This is a genomic window from Bacillus sp. LJBS17, from assembly GCF_019334685.1.
GTDB classification, from domain to species: Bacteria; Bacillota; Bacilli; order Bacillales; family Bacillaceae; genus Bacillus; species Bacillus subtilis.
Genome location: NZ_CP079759.1, coordinates 781,315 through 798,148 on the forward strand (window position 1 = coordinate 781,315; position 16,834 = coordinate 798,148).

The following is a 16,834-nucleotide window of genomic DNA, read 5'->3' on the forward strand; positions in this document are numbered from 1 at the left end:
ACGGAAAGGAATGGTTCGATGAAGGAAACAAGCCCGATTCCTCAGCCGAAGACGTTTGGACCGCTCGGCAATTTGCCTTTAATCGATAAAGACAAGCCGACGCTTTCGCTGATCAAACTGGCGGAAGAACAGGGCCCGATTTTTCAAATCCATACACCCGCGGGCACGACCATTGTAGTGTCCGGCCACGAATTGGTGAAAGAGGTTTGTGATGAAGAACGGTTTGATAAAAGCATTGAAGGCGCCTTGGAGAAGGTCCGCGCGTTTTCCGGTGATGGATTGTTTACGAGCTGGACGCATGAGCCTAACTGGAGAAAAGCGCACAACATTCTGATGCCGACGTTCAGCCAGCGGGCCATGAAGGACTATCATGAAAAAATGGTCGATATCGCTGTTCAGCTTATTCAAAAATGGGCCAGGCTTAATCCGAATGAAGCAGTTGATGTCCCGGGGGATATGACGAGGCTGACGCTTGACACCATTGGGCTATGCGGGTTTAACTACCGCTTTAACAGTTACTACAGAGAAACGCCCCACCCGTTTATCAACAGCATGGTGCGGGCGCTTGATGAAGCGATGCATCAAATGCAGCGGCTTGATGTTCAAGATAAGCTTATGGTCAGAACAAAGCGGCAATTCCGCCATGATATTCAAACGATGTTTTCTTTAGTCGACAGCATTATTGCAGAGCGCAGGGCGAATGGAGACCAGGATGAAAAAGATTTGCTTGCCCGCATGCTGAATGTGGAAGATCCGGAAACGGGTGAAAAGCTCGACGACGAAAATATCCGCTTTCAAATTATTACGTTTTTGATTGCCGGCCATGAAACAACGAGCGGCCTGCTTTCCTTTGCGACCTACTTTTTATTGAAGCATCCTGACAAACTGAAAAAGGCGTATGAAGAGGTCGATCGGGTGCTGACAGATGCAGCGCCGACCTATAAACAAGTGCTGGAGCTTAAATACATACGGATGATTTTAAATGAATCACTGCGCTTATGGCCGACAGCTCCGGCTTTCAGCCTTTATCCAAAAGAAGACACAGTCATTGGCGGGAAATTTCCGATCACGACGAAAGACAGAATTTCTGTGCTGATTCCGCAGCTTCATCGTGATCGAGACGCTTGGGGAAAGGACGCCGAGGAATTCCGGCCGGAACGGTTCGAGCATCAGGACCAAGTGCCTCATCATGCGTACAAACCATTCGGAAATGGACAACGGGCCTGTATCGGCATGCAGTTTGCCCTTCATGAAGCCACACTTGTGCTGGGGATGATTTTAAAATATTTCACACTGATTGATCATGAGAATTATGAGCTTGATATCAAACAAACCTTAACACTTAAGCCGGGCGATTTTCACATTAGGGTTCAAAGCCGTCATCAGGAAGCCATTCATGCGGACGCTCAGGCAGATGAAAAAGCCGCGCCTTATGAGCAAAAGGAGAAAACGGAAGCAAAGGGCGCATCGGTCATCGGTCTTAACAACCGCCCGCTTCTCGTGCTGTACGGCTCAGATACTGGCACTGCAGAAGGCGTCGCCCGGGAGCTTGCTGATACTGCCAGTCTTCACGGCGTAAGGACAGAGACAGCACCTCTGAACGACCGGATTGGAAAGCTGCCGAAAGAGGGAGCGGTTGTCATTGTGACCTCGTCTTATAATGGAAAACCGCCAAGCAATGCCGGACAGTTCGTGCAGTGGCTTCAAGAAATCAAACCGGGTGAGCTTGAGGGCGTCCATTACGCGGTATTTGGCTGCGGCGACCACAACTGGGCGAGCACGTATCAATACGTGCCGAGATTCATTGATGAGCAGCTTGCAGAAAAAGGCGCGACTCGGTTTTCTGGGCGCGGGGAAGGAGATGTCAGCGGTGATTTTGAAGGGCAGCTTGACGAGTGGAAAAAAAGCATGTGGGCGGACGCCATCAAAGCATTCGGACTTGAGCTTAATGAAAACGCTGATAAGGAACGAAGCACGCTGAGCCTTCAGTTTGTCAGAGGGCTGGGCGAGTCTCCGCTCGCTAGATCGTACGAAGCCTCTCACGCATCCATTGCCGAAAATCGTGAACTCCAGTCCGCAGACAGCGATCGAAGCACTCGCCATATCGAAATTACATTGCCGCCGGATGTTGAATATCAAGAGGGCGACCATCTTGGCGTATTGCCAAAAAACAGCCAAACCAATGTCAGTCGGATTCTCCACAGATTCGGCCTGAAGGGAACCGACCAAGTGACATTGTCGGCAAGCGGCCACAGTGCGGGGCATCTGCCATTGGGCCGGCCTGTCAGCCTGCATGATCTTCTCAGCTACAGCGTCGAGGTGCAGGAAGCAGCCACAAGAGCGCAAATACGTGAACTGGCGGCATTTACAGTGTGTCCGCCGCATAGGCGCGAATTAGAAGAACTGTCAGCAGAGGGTGTTTATCAGGAGCAAATATTGAAAAAACGAATTTCCATGCTGGATCTGCTTGAAAAGTATGAAGCGTGCGACATGCCGTTTGAACGATTTTTAGAGCTTTTACGTCCGTTAAAACCGAGATATTATTCAATTTCAAGCTCTCCAAGAGTGAATCCGCGGCAAGCATCGATCACAGTCGGTGTCGTGCGCGGCCCTGCGTGGAGCGGCCGTGGCGAATACAGGGGCGTGGCTTCAAATGATTTAGCTGAGCGCCAAGCCGGTGATGATCTCGTGATGTTTGTACGCACACCAGAATCTCGGTTTCAGCTTCCAGAAGACCCTGAAACGCCAATCATTATGGTCGGACCTGGCACGGGAGTCGCGCCATTCCGCGGTTTCCTTCAAGCCCGCGAAGTTTTAAAGCGGGAGGGGAAAACGCTCGGTGAAGCTCATCTCTATTTTGGATGCAGAAACGATCGTGATTTTATATACCGCGATGAGCTTGAGCAGTTTGAAAAAGACGGAATTGTCACTGTCCACACAGCCTTTTCCCGCAAAGAAGGCATGCCGAAAACGTATGTCCAGCATGTCATGGCTGACCATGCAGAAACGTTAATATCGATCCTTGACCGCGGAGGCAGGCTTTATGTATGCGGTGACGGCAGCAAAATGGCCCCGGATGTGGAGGCGGCACTGCAAAAGGCGTATCAGTCTGTTCATGGCACCGGGGAGCAAGAAGCGCAAAACTGGCTGAGACATCTGCAGGATACCGGTATGTACGCTAAGGATGTCTGGGCAGGGATATAGATAAAGAAGACTGGAGACATCCAGTCTTTTTTGTCCTTTAGAAAAAATGGTGATCGCGCTAAACATTGATGCATACAATAACTTCAGTCCGCCGGAAGGGCGGGCTGTCTGCAAAACCTATTTTTCGTTTTTGCTAGTTTATGTTATTCTTATACTCGGTATCTATTTCTTTTTTCAAAGGCACACATGACAAAAGAAATCCTTTTTTTATTTCTGAGAAAAAAATGTGAAACGAAATGAAGGTTTCTTTCGTCCAGTGATTGGTTTCCAAATGGTTGTAATAAAAATGATATGGTGCGAAACATAAATATTCCGGCTTGCCGCGGTGTATTTATTGTTGTGTGATGCCTTGATTTTGTTTGGAAAGAAGGAATTGGAAGGCAGGATATAAAGAGCAGGTAAATATGAATGAAGAACTTAAAGTGTTTAAGAAAGTAGAGGTTGCCATGAAGAAACTTTTTTCTTACAAACTTAGCTTTTTTGTGCTGGCTGTTATACTGTTTTGGGCAAAAACGTATTTATCCTACAAGACTGAGTTTAATCTTGGGGTAAAAGGCACAACTCAGGAGATCCTCCTGATATTTAACCCATTCTCAAGCGCCGTCTTCTTTTTAGGACTGGCTTTGCTGGCGAAAGGGCGTAAATCAGCCATTATTATGCTGATTATCGATTTCTTGATGACATTTGTGTTATATGCAAATATTTTATTCTATCGTTTCTTTGACGATTTCTTGACGTTCCCGAACATTAAACAGTCCGGAAACGTTGGAAACATGGGAGACGGGATTTTCAGTATCATGGCCGGTCATGATATTTTCTATTTCTTAGATATTATCATTTTGATTGCGGTATTGATCTGGAGACCTGAATTAAAAGAATACAAAATGAAAAAACGCTTTGCGTCTTTAGTGATCCTTTCTGGGATCGCACTGTTTTTCATCAACCTGCACTATGCGGAAAAAGACCGTCCGCAGCTGCTGACAAGAACGTTTGACCGCAATTATATCGTGAAGTATTTAGGTCTGTACAACTACACCATTTATGACGGTGTGCAGACGGCTCAAACAGAAACGCAACGGGCCTATGCAAGCAGCGATGATTTAACAAGCGTCGAGAATTACACGACGTCTCATTATGCGAAACCAAACGCCGAGTACTTCGGCTCTGCCAAAGGCAAAAATATCATTAAAATTCACCTCGAAAGCTTCCAGTCATTCCTGATTGACTACAAGCTAAACGGTGAAGAGGTGACGCCTTTCTTAAATAAACTTGCGCACGGCGGGGAAGATGTGACGTATTTTGATAACTTCTTCCATCAGACAGGCCAGGGAAAAACATCTGATGCCGAGCTGACAATGGATAACTCGATCTTCGGTCTTCCTGAAGGCTCCGCGTTTGTGACGAAAGGCGAAAACACTTACCAATCGCTTCCTGCGATTTTAGACCAGAAGGAAGGCTATACAAGCGCCGTCCTGCATGGTGATTACAAATCGTTCTGGAACCGTGACCAGATTTACAAACATATCGGATATGACAAGTTCTTCGACGCAAGCACGTATGATATGTCAGATGAAAATGTGATTAACATGGGACTTAAGGATAAGCCGTTCTTTACAGAATCGATTCCAAAGCTTGAGTCTCTTAAACAGCCGTTTTACGCGCATTTGATTACTTTGACAAACCATTATCCGTTTAACCTGGATGAAAAAGACGCGTCTCTTAAAAAAGCGACAACTGGCGATAACACAGTTGACAGCTACTTCCAGACAGCGCGTTACCTTGACGAAGCGCTTGAGCAATTCTTCAAGGAGCTGAAGGAAGCCGGCCTGTATGACAACTCAGTCATCATGATTTACGGTGACCATAACGGTATTTCTGAAAACCATAACCGAGCGATGAAAGAGATTCTTGGAAAAGAGATCACAGATTATCAAAACGCACAGAACCAGCGTGTGCCGCTGATGATCCGCGTTCCTGGCAAAAAAGGCGGAGTGAACCATACGTATGGCGGCGAAATTGACGTCATGCCGACACTTCTGCACTTAGAAGGAATTGATTCTCAGAAATACATCAACTTTGGTACTGACTTATTCTCTAAAGACCACGACGATACAGTGGCATTCAGAAACGGAGACTTCGTAACGCCGAAGTACACATCAGTCGACAATGTCATTTATGATACGAAGACTGGTGAAAAACTGAAAGCGAATGAAGAAACGAAGAATCTGAAAACAAGAGTGAACCAGCAGCTGAGCCTTTCAGACAGTGTCCTGTACAAAGACTTGCTGAGGTTCCATAAACTAAATGATTTCAAAGCCGTTGATCCGTCAGACTATCATTACGGCAAGGAGAAAGAAATCAAATAAGATGAAAAAGAGCCTTGAGCGGGCGCATTGCCTTCGCTCAAGGCTCTTTTTTTTGGTTATACAACCAACTTGAAAAAATAGATTCCATTTGGTCACCAAGGCTGGCTTTCTCTCATATCATTACAGTAGATTTTGAAACCGGTATTGAAATCGGACAAATTATCGGGGAAATGCCTTGATAGATTGTGAAGATGTACCAGGTTTCGAACTCAATATTCATAGAGATGAGGGGTAGAGATGAAAGCGGTCATTCTCTGCGGCGGAAAAGGAACGAGAATGAGTGAAGTCACGAATGACATTCCTAAACCGCTCGCCATGATAGGCGGCAAACCGATTCTATGGCATATTATGAAAATTTATCAGTACTACGGAGTAAACGAGTTTATTCTGCTGTTGGGCTATAAAGGAGAAAAAATCAAGGAATACTTTCTCGACTATGAATGGAAGCACAACAGCCTGACACTCGACAGCTCTACGGGAGAGGTACAGATCCTGGGGCAGCCTGAAACGTGGAAAATTACGTTTTTGGAGACTGGGGAAGATACGCTGACAGCCGGAAGAATCTTGCAGGCGAAAGACTATATCGGTGATGAAACATTTCTGCTCACCTATGGGGACGGGCTGGCCAATATCAATCTTTTCCATCTCATCAGCTATCATCAGACAAAAGGTGTTGCCGCGACTGTCACCGGCATTGACAAAGTCTCGCAGTTTGGCACCTTGACGGTTGAGGACGGCATGGCGAAAACATTTTCTGAGAAGACATCAAGTGACGGAATCATCAACGGCGGATTCTTCGTTCTCAGTCCAAAGGTTTTCGAGTATTTGCCGAAGGACGGGAACGCGATGTTCGAAGATGAACCGCTGAAGAACCTTGCCAAAGACGGGGAGCTTGCTGTGTACCGCCATTATGGATTTTGGACGGCCATCGATACGTATAAAAATCTCTTAGAAGTCAACAAAATGTGGAATCAAGGACAACAAGTATGGAAGGTATGGTGAATCGATTTGAGTTTCTGGAAAAATAAAAACGTATTTGTCACGGGATGCACAGGTCTTTTAGGAAGCTATTTGGTGAAAGAGCTGATCGATCAGGGCGCAAATGTTACGGGGCTTGTCAGGGATCATGTGCCTCAATCCAATCTTTATCAGGGAGAACATATCAAGAAAATGAATATCGTGCGGGGCTCTCTAGAGGACTTGGCTGTGATTGAACGCGCGCTTGGCGAGTATGAGATCGACACTGTCTTTCATCTCGCTGCACAAGCGATTGTCGGCGTAGCAAACCGCAACCCGATTTCTACCTTTGAAGCGAATATCCTCGGTACCTGGAATATTCTCGAAGCCTGCCGCAAGCATCCGTTAATTAAGCGGGTCATTGTCGCTTCAAGTGATAAAGCTTACGGCGATCAAGAAAACCTTCCATACGATGAAAACATGCCGCTGCAAGGCAAGCACCCGTACGACGTCTCAAAAAGCTGTGCAGATCTGATCAGCCACACCTATTTTCACACGTACGGGCTTCCGGTCTGCATTACGCGCTGTGGAAACTTATACGGCGGCGGAGATTTGAACTTCAATCGCATCATTCCTCAGACGATTCAGCTTGTGCTGAACGGGGAAGCGCCGGAAATCCGAAGCGACGGCACATTTGTACGGGACTATTTCTATATTGAAGACGCCGTTCAGGCTTATCTGCTTCTTGCAGAAAAAATGGAAGAAAACAATCTTGCCGGAGAGGCCTTTAACTTCAGCAATGAGATCCAGCTGACCGTACTTGAACTGGTAGAGAAAATATTAAAGAAAATGAACAGTAATCTGAAACCTAAGGTGCTGAATCAGGGAAGCAATGAAATCAAACATCAATATTTATCCGCGGAAAAAGCAAGAAAGCTGCTGAATTGGACACCGGCCTACACCATTGATGAGGGACTTGAAAAAACGATTGAGTGGTATACGGAATTCTTCAAAAAGTAATGTGAAACGAGGTGAACAAGACTGTGACCAGCGCGTATTGCACCGTTTTATCAAAAGGAAGATTATATCAGGCAGTCGCTTTGTTTAAGTCGTTAGAGCTAGTTGATCAAGACAGTCCCATTTTTATACTTTGCATGGATGAAGATACGCACCGCGTGTTACAGAAGCTGAAGATGAAGCAGCTGAACCTTGTGCCGGTGGCCGCTCTTGAAAATGAATTGCTATTGAAGCTGAAGGAAACTAGAGATCAAAGTGAGTATTGCTGGACGATGAAGCCGATCTTTCTGCAAGCTGTGCTGAACAGCAATCCCGGGCTGGAGCGTGTGACGTATATTGACGGGGATCTCTTTTTCTATGCAGATCCATCGCCGATTTTTGAAAACCAGCCGGACTGCTCGGTGCTGCTTTCACGGGGGGATATTGTAATCCCTTCTTTTGAGAAAGAGCAGATTGACATGCTGCAGCGTCTTTTAGGCAGATATAATTCCGGGTTTATCAGCTTCAAGCATGATGATGCAGGCACGGATTGCTTGGAGTGGTGGAAGGAACGCTGTCTTGAGGAATGCAAAAATGCACCGGGTGAAGGAAAATTCGGTGATCAGGGCTATTTGGATTATATGTCTGAGCTGTTTCCGAATGTGTGTGACATTACAACACCCGGCGTGAACATCGGGCATTGGAATTATGGGCAGCATACGTTTTCCTGGAAAGATGGCCGGATCGTGCTGGAGGATGGCAGTCCGCTGATCTTTTATCATTTCAGCGGATACCGAATCGTCAGCATCAATGAAATCAAACAGATTCATGAAACAACCCGCACAGATCTGCCGTTTGTGCATGAACTGTATCAAGAGACACTGCCGCATATCATTCAGCACATCAAAACGTTAGACCCTGAATTTAACGGTTTTGCTTCAAAAGATGACAACAAATAAATGAGTAAATACAGGAAGTGAAAATGAAGTGAAAGCAAGCGTTATTATTCCTGCATATAATTCGAAGGAGCGTCTTTACAACAGCCTTCTGTCATTAAACCAGCAGGAGTGCGATGAAGAATTCGAAGTCATTGTAGCGGACAATGGCTCTGAGGACGGGACGCTCTCGATGCTTGAGTCATTTCAAGCTGATTTTCCGCTGATCTTTACACGGATTAAAGAAAACAGGGGCATTGCGTACGGACGAAATCAGGCGCTTCGCAATGCCAGAGGAGACATCCTGATTTTCCATGACAGCGATATGCTTGCGGCAAAGGACCTTGTGGCAAAACATATTAAAGCCCATGAGAACGAAGAGAATCTCGTCGTGTGCGGGTTGTTTTGGAAACGGATCTACAGTTTTTATTATGAACGGTTTGAAGAAGAACATAAGGAACAGCTCGCAAAGCTCACAGGTGAAATGCCGAAGAAAGACAAACAAAAGCTGCTGGAGGAGGCGGACATCAAAAACGGAAGCTTTCTTGATAAAAGCTTTGACCTCGATACCGACTTTATAGACGTGCTCAAGAAGATTTTAGATGAGTACGGCGATGACTTGAAAGGCTATCATATGCCATGGCGCTTTTTTATCACGAATAATTCCTCTGTGAAACGCAAGCATGTGGTTGACCTCGGTTTATTTGACGAAGGCATTGTGCGGTACGGGTTTGAGGATTATGACCTCGGGATCAGGCTTCATCAGGCCGGATTGACCTTCAGGCTTCGCCGCGATATTGTCAGTGTTCATCAGGAACATCCAAGCAATTGTAAGTCTGTAGATGATATTCGGGCCAACATTGCCTATATGTGCGATAAATACAATAACATCCGCTCCTTAGACGTTCATCTCGCTTTTAACGGGCCGTTCCCGCCTGACATGACGAACAGAATCATGACTGATATTCAAAAGCTGCTGGAGTCTCAGAAATATGATATGCTGCTGAATCTGTTTCTTGAGCTTCTGCATGTTGTTAAAGAGCGCAACATTGATCCGGATTGGCGAAAGAAAGCCCCAAGGGTGACGGCGAAAAGCTTTGATTTACAAACTGTCCGCAAGCTTCTGCCAAAAGCGAAGAAAAAGCTAGGCGTGAACGATTTTGCCAACGCACTGTATGCGCTTGTCAACGATTTGCTGCACGTGGATCTTAGATCATTGGATGTGGTATAAGTGAGTACATTTCATTTTTCAACGATAGTGTCAAGGACACATATCTTTAAGCTCATGCCTATGATTCATTCTCTCCATGAGCATTGCGATGATTTTCATTTATATGTGCTGTGTGTCGACCAGAAAGCGTATGAATTGCTTCAGCACGTGCCATGGGAGCATGTAACCTTTGTGCAGCTGCATGAAATGGAAGACCCGGAGCTGCTGAAAGCGAAAAGCAACAGAACGTTTCATGAATATTGCTGGACGTTAAAGCCCGCCTTTTTGTTTCATGTGATGAGCAAGTGGGATGACGCTGAGTACTTTGCCCATATGGATACGGATCTATTTTTCTTTTCTGATCCGGCGCGTATTTTTGCAGAAAACCCAACGGCGTCTCTGTATTTGACTGATCATCGTAATTCGCCGCGCTTCATGTCCTACTACGACCGAACCGGACGCTTTAATACAGGCTTTGTCGGTGCCGGTAATACAAAGGAAGCATATGAAGCGGTGTGGCAGTGGAGACAGGACTGTATTGAATTTTGCACGGTCGAAATGGATACGGAACGAAAGACATACGGTGATCAAAGATATGTGGAGAAATGGCCGGCGCAGTTTAAAGGTGTTCATGTTGTCAAATCAATAGGAGCCAATACAGCGCTTTGGAATATCGAAAACTATAAGGTCGGGCAAAAGGACGGCCGCGTGTATATAGATGAAACGCCGCTGATTTTCTATCATTTCTCTGGGTTTACACTGGTGACAGAAAAAGAGTTTAATCTTTGCTGGTACTATCGGATTGAAGACGAAGCGACAATTGAGATGATTTATATGCCGTATATATTAAATCTGAAAAGATGGATTGATGAAATACAGTCGGCGTTTCCGGACTTTGCGGATGGCTTTATCCCGAAGCACGCAGTGCCTGACACTCATTTTATCCAGCTGGATTAAAAAACCCCTGCCGCCTGGCAGGGGTTTTTTCAGCTATGCCATTCTCTCAGCTTCTGGTCACTTGGCAATAGGAAGGCAAGGATGCCGAGAACAGGGAGAAAGGCAATGGCGATCATCGTCGGGGTCAGTCCCGCTGCGTCAATCAGAGCGCCCAGCGCCACAGCGCCGATCGCGCCCATCCCGAAGGCAAGCCCGACGGTTAAACCGGACATTGTGCCGATTTTTCCAGGAACTAGCTCCTGTGCGTAGACGACCGTTACAGAAAAGCTCGACATCAGAACCAAGCCAATCAATGCGAGCACGCCATAGGCGAGAACCGGGCCGGCAAATGGCAGCACAATCGCCAGCGGCGCCGAGCATAACAGCGAACCGAGGATAACGAAGCGTTTTCCAAAACGGTCTGCAAGCGGGCCGCCGAGAAACGTGCCGATTGCGCCGAACAGCAAGAAGACAAAAATATAGCTTTGTGCCTGCTGAATGCTTACGTGATAGGTATCCATCGCGTAAAACGTGTAAAAGTTACCGATCGCACTCGTATACCAAGAACGAGCAAAAATGAGAAATATAATAATAATAAGAGCAGATACAACAGATTTGGTGATGGCCGTGTTTTCAGCCGTTTTCTTTTGTTTGCCTGATTTCTGGGCAAGGCTGCCGAGACGTGAGGCGTACCATTTCGCAATATACATGAGAAACATAACAGCAAGCGCGGCGACAAGCGTGAACCAAACAGCGCCGAATTGCCCGAGCGGTACAAGGATCAGCGCGGTGATCAGCGGCGCCATCGCCTGGCCTGAGTTTCCGCCCACCTGATAAATCGACTGGGCGAGCCCGCGTTTTGTGCCGGCGGCCATATACGCCACACGGGAGCCCTCCGGGTGGAAAATGGCCGAGCCTAATCCAATGAAAAACACACAGCATAAGATCGTTATGAATGACGGGGCAAATGCAAGGCCCAAAATGCCAAGCATGCTGGCGGTCAAACCGACTGGCAGCGCATACGGCCGCGGCCGTTTATCGGTATACCAGCCGACAACAGGCTGCATGACGGATGACACCATGTTTAATGTGAAAGCGATGATGCCGAGCTGTGTAAACGTCAGGCTCATGGAGCGTTCCAAAATAGGGAACATGGCCGGAATCACAGCCTGAAGCGAATCGTTGAGCATATGGCAAATTCCGATAATAATCAAAATCGGATACACCGTGGTGCCTGGTTTTTGAACTGTTTTTTCTTTTAACGGGGCGGCGATAGCCAATTGAGTCTCCTCCTTACATATATAACCAAAGCATACCACCATATTATTCATAAGGTGAAGAATTTATCAAGAGGAAAAAAGATTCTTATGAAAGAAATACCGTCAGCCTGATTAGGAGCTGACGGTATTTTCGATATTCAAAATGTGATATAGCTCTTCAAGCTTACGAATCTCATAGGTTGGTATGATCTCTGGCACATTCGGCTTCATGTCAGGGTTCATCCAACAAGTGTCAAGTCCGGCGAGCTGTCCGCCTTTGATATCAGCAGTCAGTGAATCCCCAATGATTAATGTGTGCTCTGCTGAAAATTGAGGAATCCGTTCAAATACGTAATCGAAATATTCCTTCATCGGCTTTTGGAAGCCTGTGTCTTCAGAAACGAAAATGTCCTTGAAGAATGGACATAATCCTGAATCACGGAGACGCTTATATTGTGTGTGAGACACGCCGTTTGTCACGATGTACAAATCAAACTGTTGCTGCAGATTTGAGATGAGATCAAATGCACCGTCAATAAGCTGATGTCCTTCTTCAAGAAAGCGGCGGTATTTTTGCTCAAGCAAAGCGCCGTCCGCTTCGTAAACTTACTCCTTGAGCAAAGCGGAGAAACGTGTGTTTACGACTTCATCCCGTGTCATCTTACCTTCTTCAAAGGCTCTCCAGAGACCTTGATTGATGGTTTTATACTGCGCCTTCATGTCATTTGTTAAAGGAATGTTCTGATCTTCAAACAGCAAACGCAGGGCTAAAGCTTCTGCCGCTTGAAAATCAAGGATGGTATCATCTACATCAAATAATAAAGTGCGGTATCGTTTCATCTGTGTGTCTCCCTTTCTCATATGTATTCAAAGTATAGCACATAAAAATAGGAAAAAGCCGGCGGGTGAGGCACCGCCGGCTGAAAAGAGATTATTTGTTTAATAAGCTGTGTTTTCTCGAATATAGGAAGTAAACCAGTGTTCCGACAGCGATCCAGATGACAAATGAAAGCCATGTGACGCCGGGAAGGCTGTACATGAACCAGAGGCAGATGCCTGCGCTGATAATCGGCACAACCGGAACGAACGGCACTCTGAAGGACGCCTTGATTTCAGGATGTTTCTTTCTTAGCACAATGACAGCAATAGATATGACCGTAAACGCGGCAAGTGTTCCCATGTTCACCAGATGGGCTAGCGTTCCGAGGTTAATAAAGCCGGCGATTCCCGCTGCAACGATCCCTGTCAGCCATGTGTTGCGGAACGGGGTTTTAAATGACGGATGAACCTTTGCGAACAATCCAGGCAGAAGGCCGTCTCTGCTCATGGCAAATGTCAAACGAACCTGAGCGTACAGCAAAGCGAGCATCACCGTCGTAATCCCGATAATCGCACCGACAGAAATAATTCCGGCAACAGCGTCCTGTCCGACGAATTTCAGAGCAAAGGATACAGGATCTCCGACATTCAATTTGGCATAAGGCATCATGCCTGTCAGCACAAGCGATACCGCGATGTACAGAACCGTACAGACGGCTAGAGCTGAAATAATGCCGACGGGCATGTTTTTTTGCGGATTTTTCACTTCCTCTGATGCGTTAGAAACCGCGTCAAACCCAAGGTACGCGAAGAATACAGTGGCAGCGCTAAGTATGACGCCTTTCATCCCGAATGGCATAAAAGGAGACCAGTTATCCGGTTTCACATAGCCGATGCCGACAATAATGAACAATAATATGATCGCGATTTTCATCAGTACGATGACGTTGTTAAAGCGTGTGCTTTCCTTGACGCCTCTGCTGACAATCGCAGTGATGAGGAGAATGATCACCGCAGCCGGAAGGTTAAATACGGCGCCCGCCGTGCTTCCCGGCGCTCCTGTCAGTGCAGCCGGAATATGAAGATTGAAGCCGGCAAGCAGTGATTGAAAGTATGAAGACCAGCCGGTGGCAACCGCCGACAGTGCAATGACATATTCAAGCATGAGATCCCATCCGATCAAAAAGGCGAGCAGCTCTCCAAGTGTCACGTATGAGTAGGAGTACACGCTTCCCGAAATCGGAATGGAAGACGAAAACTCAGCATAACAGAAAGCAGCCAGCGCACAGGCGAGCCCCGCTAAAATAAACGATATGATGAGGGCGGGACCTGCACCGGTCGCTGCCACTGTTCCTGTAATGACAAAAATCCCTGTACCGATGACACAACCGATACCGAGCAAGGTTAAATCAAATGCGCTTAACGTACGGGCAAGGCTTTTTGACTTGCTCTGCGCACTCAATGTTTCAAGCGGTTTTTTTCTAAATAATGAACTCATCAAAAGTTCCTCCTGTAAATATTCAAAATATTCTAATCATTATATACAGTTCTTGTTGTATTATATTGTCGAAATTTGACGCAGTCAATAAAATATTTTTCTGCTTTAAATGATAGAAGCGAAACAGCGTTGTCGTATCATAGGATAGTAATTTTTACTAATCGTATATTCAATTTTATGCAAGATGAACCGATAGAAAAAATAGATTCGCCCATATTTTGATTTGCGGTTATAAAGGAGATGCTGACCATGTTTCAATATGAAGAGTTGAATAAACAGTTTATCGGCGGGAAATGGCAGGAGGGCAGCAGCCCAAATGTATTGGAAAACAAAAATCCTTATACTCAAAAAACATTCACAACATTCCGTAAAGCGACTGCTGACGATGTAGATGAAGCGTATCGGGCAGCGGCGCTGGCAAAGAAAAAATGGGATGCGGTCAATCCGTTTGAGAAAAGAACCATTTTAGAAAAAGCCGTCACGTATATTGAAGAAAATGAAGAAGCCATTATTTATTTGATTATGGAGGAGCTAGGCGGTACAAGGCTCAAAGCGGCTTTTGAAATCGGACTTGTCAAAAACATCATGAAAGAAGCGGCAACGTTCCCAATCCGCATGGAGGGGAAAATTCTTCCGTCCACAATAGATGGCAAGGAAAACAGATTATATCGTGTGCCGGCAGGCGTTGTCGGTGTCATCAGTCCGTTTAACTTCCCATTCTTTTTATCTATGAAATCAGTGGCGCCTGCACTCGGAGCCGGCAATGGCGTTGTGCTAAAGCCGCATGAGGAAACGCCGATTTGCGGCGGAACGCTGATTGCGAAAATTTTTGAGAACGCGGGAATTCCAGCGGGGCTGCTGAATGTTGTTGTCACAGACATTGCTGAAATCGGCGACAGCTTCGTTGAGCATCCAGTGCCGCGGATCATCTCATTTACCGGTTCTACGAAAGTCGGCAGCTACATCGGACAGCTTGCGATGAAGCATTTTAAAAAGCCGCTTCTTGAGCTTGGCGGAAACAGCGCCTTCATCGTACTTGAGGATGCAGATATAGAATATGCGGTCAATGCGGCGGTGTTCAGCCGATTTACACATCAAGGACAGATTTGCATGTCAGCCAACCGCGTGCTAGTTCATTCTTCTATTTATGACAAGTTCCTTGAGCTGTACCAGGCAAAAGTAGAATCGCTGAAAGTCGGCGACCCAATGGATCCTGATACGATTATCGGGCCATTAATCAACAGCAGACAGACGGACGGGCTGATGAAGACTGTTGAGCAAGCAATTGAAGAAGGCGCTGTACCAGTGAAGCTTGGCGGATTTAACGGGACGATCGTGGAACCGACGATCTTAAAAGACGTCAAACCGTTCATGAGCATTGCCAAGGAAGAGCTGTTCGGACCAGTCGTCTCCTTTATGAAGTTTGATTCAGAAGACGAAGCGGTGGATATCGCAAACGAAACCCCGTTTGGCTTGAGCGGTGCCGTACATACGTCAAATCTTGAGCGCGGCGTGGCTTTTGCGAAACGCATTGAAACAGGCATGATTCACGTCAATGACACGACCATCAATGATGAACCGAATGTAGCCTTCGGCGGTGAAAAGCAATCAGGCCTCGGCCGTTTAAACGGTGAGTGGAGTCTCGAAGAATTTACAACGCTGAAATGGATCTCGGTCCAGCACGAAAAACGCAGCTTCCCTTATTAATGAAAAGGAGTGAATGGAATTGACCATAAATACGGAAAAAGAAACCGCAGATATTCTGGACGCATTTATCAAAGTAGCCCCTTATTTAAACAGCCTGGTTCAGGATGATATTACAATCGGCATTTATGATACGGAAAAACTGCTCGTGAATATACCGGCCAAAACCTTTTCGCTGAACGTAAAAGCCGGCGATCCGCTGCAGGAAGGGGATATCATCACAGATGCCATCCGAAGCAATCAGAAGAAGACGAGCATGGTTCCGAAAGAATTGTTCGGCTTCCCATTGATCGCGCGTGCCATCCCGCTGCACGACGAGAATGGAAGAGTCATTGGAGGCGTCGGCCTCGGAACGAGCCTTGAGGAGTCGTCAAAGCTGCATGATGTCGCGGAAAGCTTATCAGCTGTCGTTGAACAAACAGCCGCGGCTATTTCCGACATTTCTGAATCAATTAACGGGTTTTCAACTCAAATGTCGGGCATTTCCTCTCAGGCGAAAAAAGTAAGCGAAAGCGCCGGTGAAATCGCCGATATTTCAGTAACTGTTAAAGGCATCTCTGACCAAAGCAATCTGCTCGGCTTGAACGCCGCGATCGAAGCGGCAAGAGCAGGGGAGTCCGGAAAAGGCTTCTCTGTCGTCGCAGATGAGATCAGAAAGCTAGCAACGCATTCAAAAGAAAATGTCGGCCAAATTGACCAGATTACGAAAAAAATCCACAGCCTGCTGAAAGGGCTGGAGGAATCCATTGAGTCGATTAACCAGCATACAGACGGACAAGCCGCTGCTGTTGAACAAATTTCCGCCACAATGCAGGAGATTTCAGGAAGCGCACAGCATCTTGCAAAAATGGCCGAAAAAGCGCTTGAGGAAGAGTAAAAGACCGGGGACAAATGTCCCCGGTCTTTTTCTATCCTGCATTTCCATGAAATTCGTCTGACGTTTTACTAGT

General features: G+C 46.5%; 11 protein-coding genes and 1 pseudogene. 9 read left to right on the forward strand and 3 right to left on the reverse strand.

Going from position 1 to position 16,834, the window contains the following annotated elements; all coding sequences use genetic code 11:
* The first annotated feature begins 18 nt into the window (after positions 1-18).
* From cypD to KXZ66_RS03995, 7 genes are all read left to right on the forward strand, one after another.
* Complete coding sequence (cypD, locus tag KXZ66_RS03965; protein WP_041851195.1) at positions 19-3,204, forward strand: bifunctional P-450/NADPH--P450 reductase; 3,186 nt, start codon at positions 19-21, stop codon at positions 3,202-3,204.
* A gap of 446 nt (positions 3,205-3,650) precedes the next feature.
* A complete protein-coding gene (gene ltaS1, locus KXZ66_RS03970; protein WP_031315513.1) occupies positions 3,651-5,570 on the forward strand; it encodes a lipoteichoic acid synthase LtaS1 in 1,920 nt (639 codons plus the stop codon).
* A 237-nt stretch (positions 5,571-5,807) separates the two neighbouring features.
* Entirely contained in the window at positions 5,808-6,572 is a 765-nt protein-coding gene (locus tag KXZ66_RS03975) for a glucose-1-phosphate cytidylyltransferase (protein WP_041851194.1), read from the forward strand.
* 6 nt (positions 6,573-6,578) lie between these two features.
* Positions 6,579-7,547 (forward strand): GDP-mannose 4,6-dehydratase, encoded by a 969-nt coding sequence (locus KXZ66_RS03980; RefSeq protein ID WP_003233783.1) that lies wholly within the window; start codon positions 6,579-6,581, stop codon positions 7,545-7,547.
* A 23-nt stretch (positions 7,548-7,570) separates the two neighbouring features.
* A complete protein-coding gene (locus KXZ66_RS03985) occupies positions 7,571-8,482 on the forward strand; it encodes a putative nucleotide-diphospho-sugar transferase (protein ID WP_038829570.1) in 912 nt (303 codons plus the stop codon).
* A 28-nt stretch (positions 8,483-8,510) separates the two neighbouring features.
* Complete coding sequence (locus KXZ66_RS03990) at positions 8,511-9,689, forward strand: glycosyltransferase family 2 protein (protein WP_038829569.1); 1,179 nt, start codon at positions 8,511-8,513, stop codon at positions 9,687-9,689.
* Positions 9,690-10,625 (forward strand): putative nucleotide-diphospho-sugar transferase, encoded by a 936-nt coding sequence (locus KXZ66_RS03995; protein WP_015482937.1) that lies wholly within the window; start codon positions 9,690-9,692, stop codon positions 10,623-10,625.
* A 29-nt stretch (positions 10,626-10,654) separates the two neighbouring features.
* Here the strand turns inward: KXZ66_RS03995 and KXZ66_RS04000 are convergent, their stop codons facing one another.
* The 3 genes and pseudogenes from KXZ66_RS04000 to KXZ66_RS04010 all read right to left on the reverse strand — a co-directional run bounded on the left by KXZ66_RS04000 (position 10,655) and on the right by KXZ66_RS04010 (position 14,180).
* Positions 10,655-11,884, reverse strand: a complete 1,230-nt coding sequence (locus tag KXZ66_RS04000; protein WP_003243467.1) for an MFS transporter — start codon at positions 11,882-11,884, stop codon at positions 10,655-10,657.
* Between the two features lie 111 nt (positions 11,885-11,995).
* A pseudogene (locus tag KXZ66_RS04005) lies at positions 11,996-12,703 on the reverse strand (YjjG family noncanonical pyrimidine nucleotidase).
* Between the two features lie 91 nt (positions 12,704-12,794).
* Complete coding sequence (locus tag KXZ66_RS04010) at positions 12,795-14,180, reverse strand: branched-chain amino acid transporter BcaP (protein ID WP_003233771.1); 1,386 nt, start codon at positions 14,178-14,180, stop codon at positions 12,795-12,797.
* 249 nt (positions 14,181-14,429) lie between these two features.
* Here KXZ66_RS04010 and yfmT point away from each other — a divergent pair, with 249 nt between their 5' ends.
* Positions 14,430-15,887 carry a benzaldehyde dehydrogenase gene (gene yfmT, locus KXZ66_RS04015; RefSeq protein ID WP_014479141.1) on the forward strand — a complete coding sequence of 486 codons (1,458 nt, stop codon included), beginning with the start codon at positions 14,430-14,432 and terminating at the stop codon, positions 15,885-15,887.
* A gap of 469 nt (positions 15,888-16,356) precedes the next feature.
* On the forward strand, positions 16,357-16,761 hold the full coding sequence (locus KXZ66_RS22800) for a methyl-accepting chemotaxis protein (protein ID WP_369888597.1): 405 nt from the start codon (positions 16,357-16,359) through the stop codon (positions 16,759-16,761).
* The last annotated feature ends 73 nt before the right edge of the window (positions 16,762-16,834 follow it).

What these genes read in the sequence shown, in the direction of transcription:
- cypD (WP_041851195.1), top strand. Translation starts at nt 19, where the DNA reads ATGAAGGAAACAAGCCCGATTCCTCAGCCGAAGACGTTTGGACCGCTC.
- ltaS1 (WP_031315513.1), top strand. Translation starts at nt 3,651, where the DNA reads ATGAAGAAACTTTTTTCTTACAAACTTAGCTTTTTTGTGCTGGCTGTT.
- KXZ66_RS03975 (WP_041851194.1), top strand. Translation starts at nt 5,808, where the DNA reads ATGAAAGCGGTCATTCTCTGCGGCGGAAAAGGAACGAGAATGAGTGAA.
- KXZ66_RS04010 (WP_003233771.1), bottom strand. Translation starts at nt 14,180, where the DNA reads ATGAGTTCATTATTTAGAAAAAAACCGCTTGAAACATTGAGTGCGCAG.
- yfmT (WP_014479141.1), top strand. Translation starts at nt 14,430, where the DNA reads ATGTTTCAATATGAAGAGTTGAATAAACAGTTTATCGGCGGGAAATGG.
- KXZ66_RS22800 (WP_369888597.1), top strand. Translation starts at nt 16,357, where the DNA reads ATGTCGGGCATTTCCTCTCAGGCGAAAAAAGTAAGCGAAAGCGCCGGT.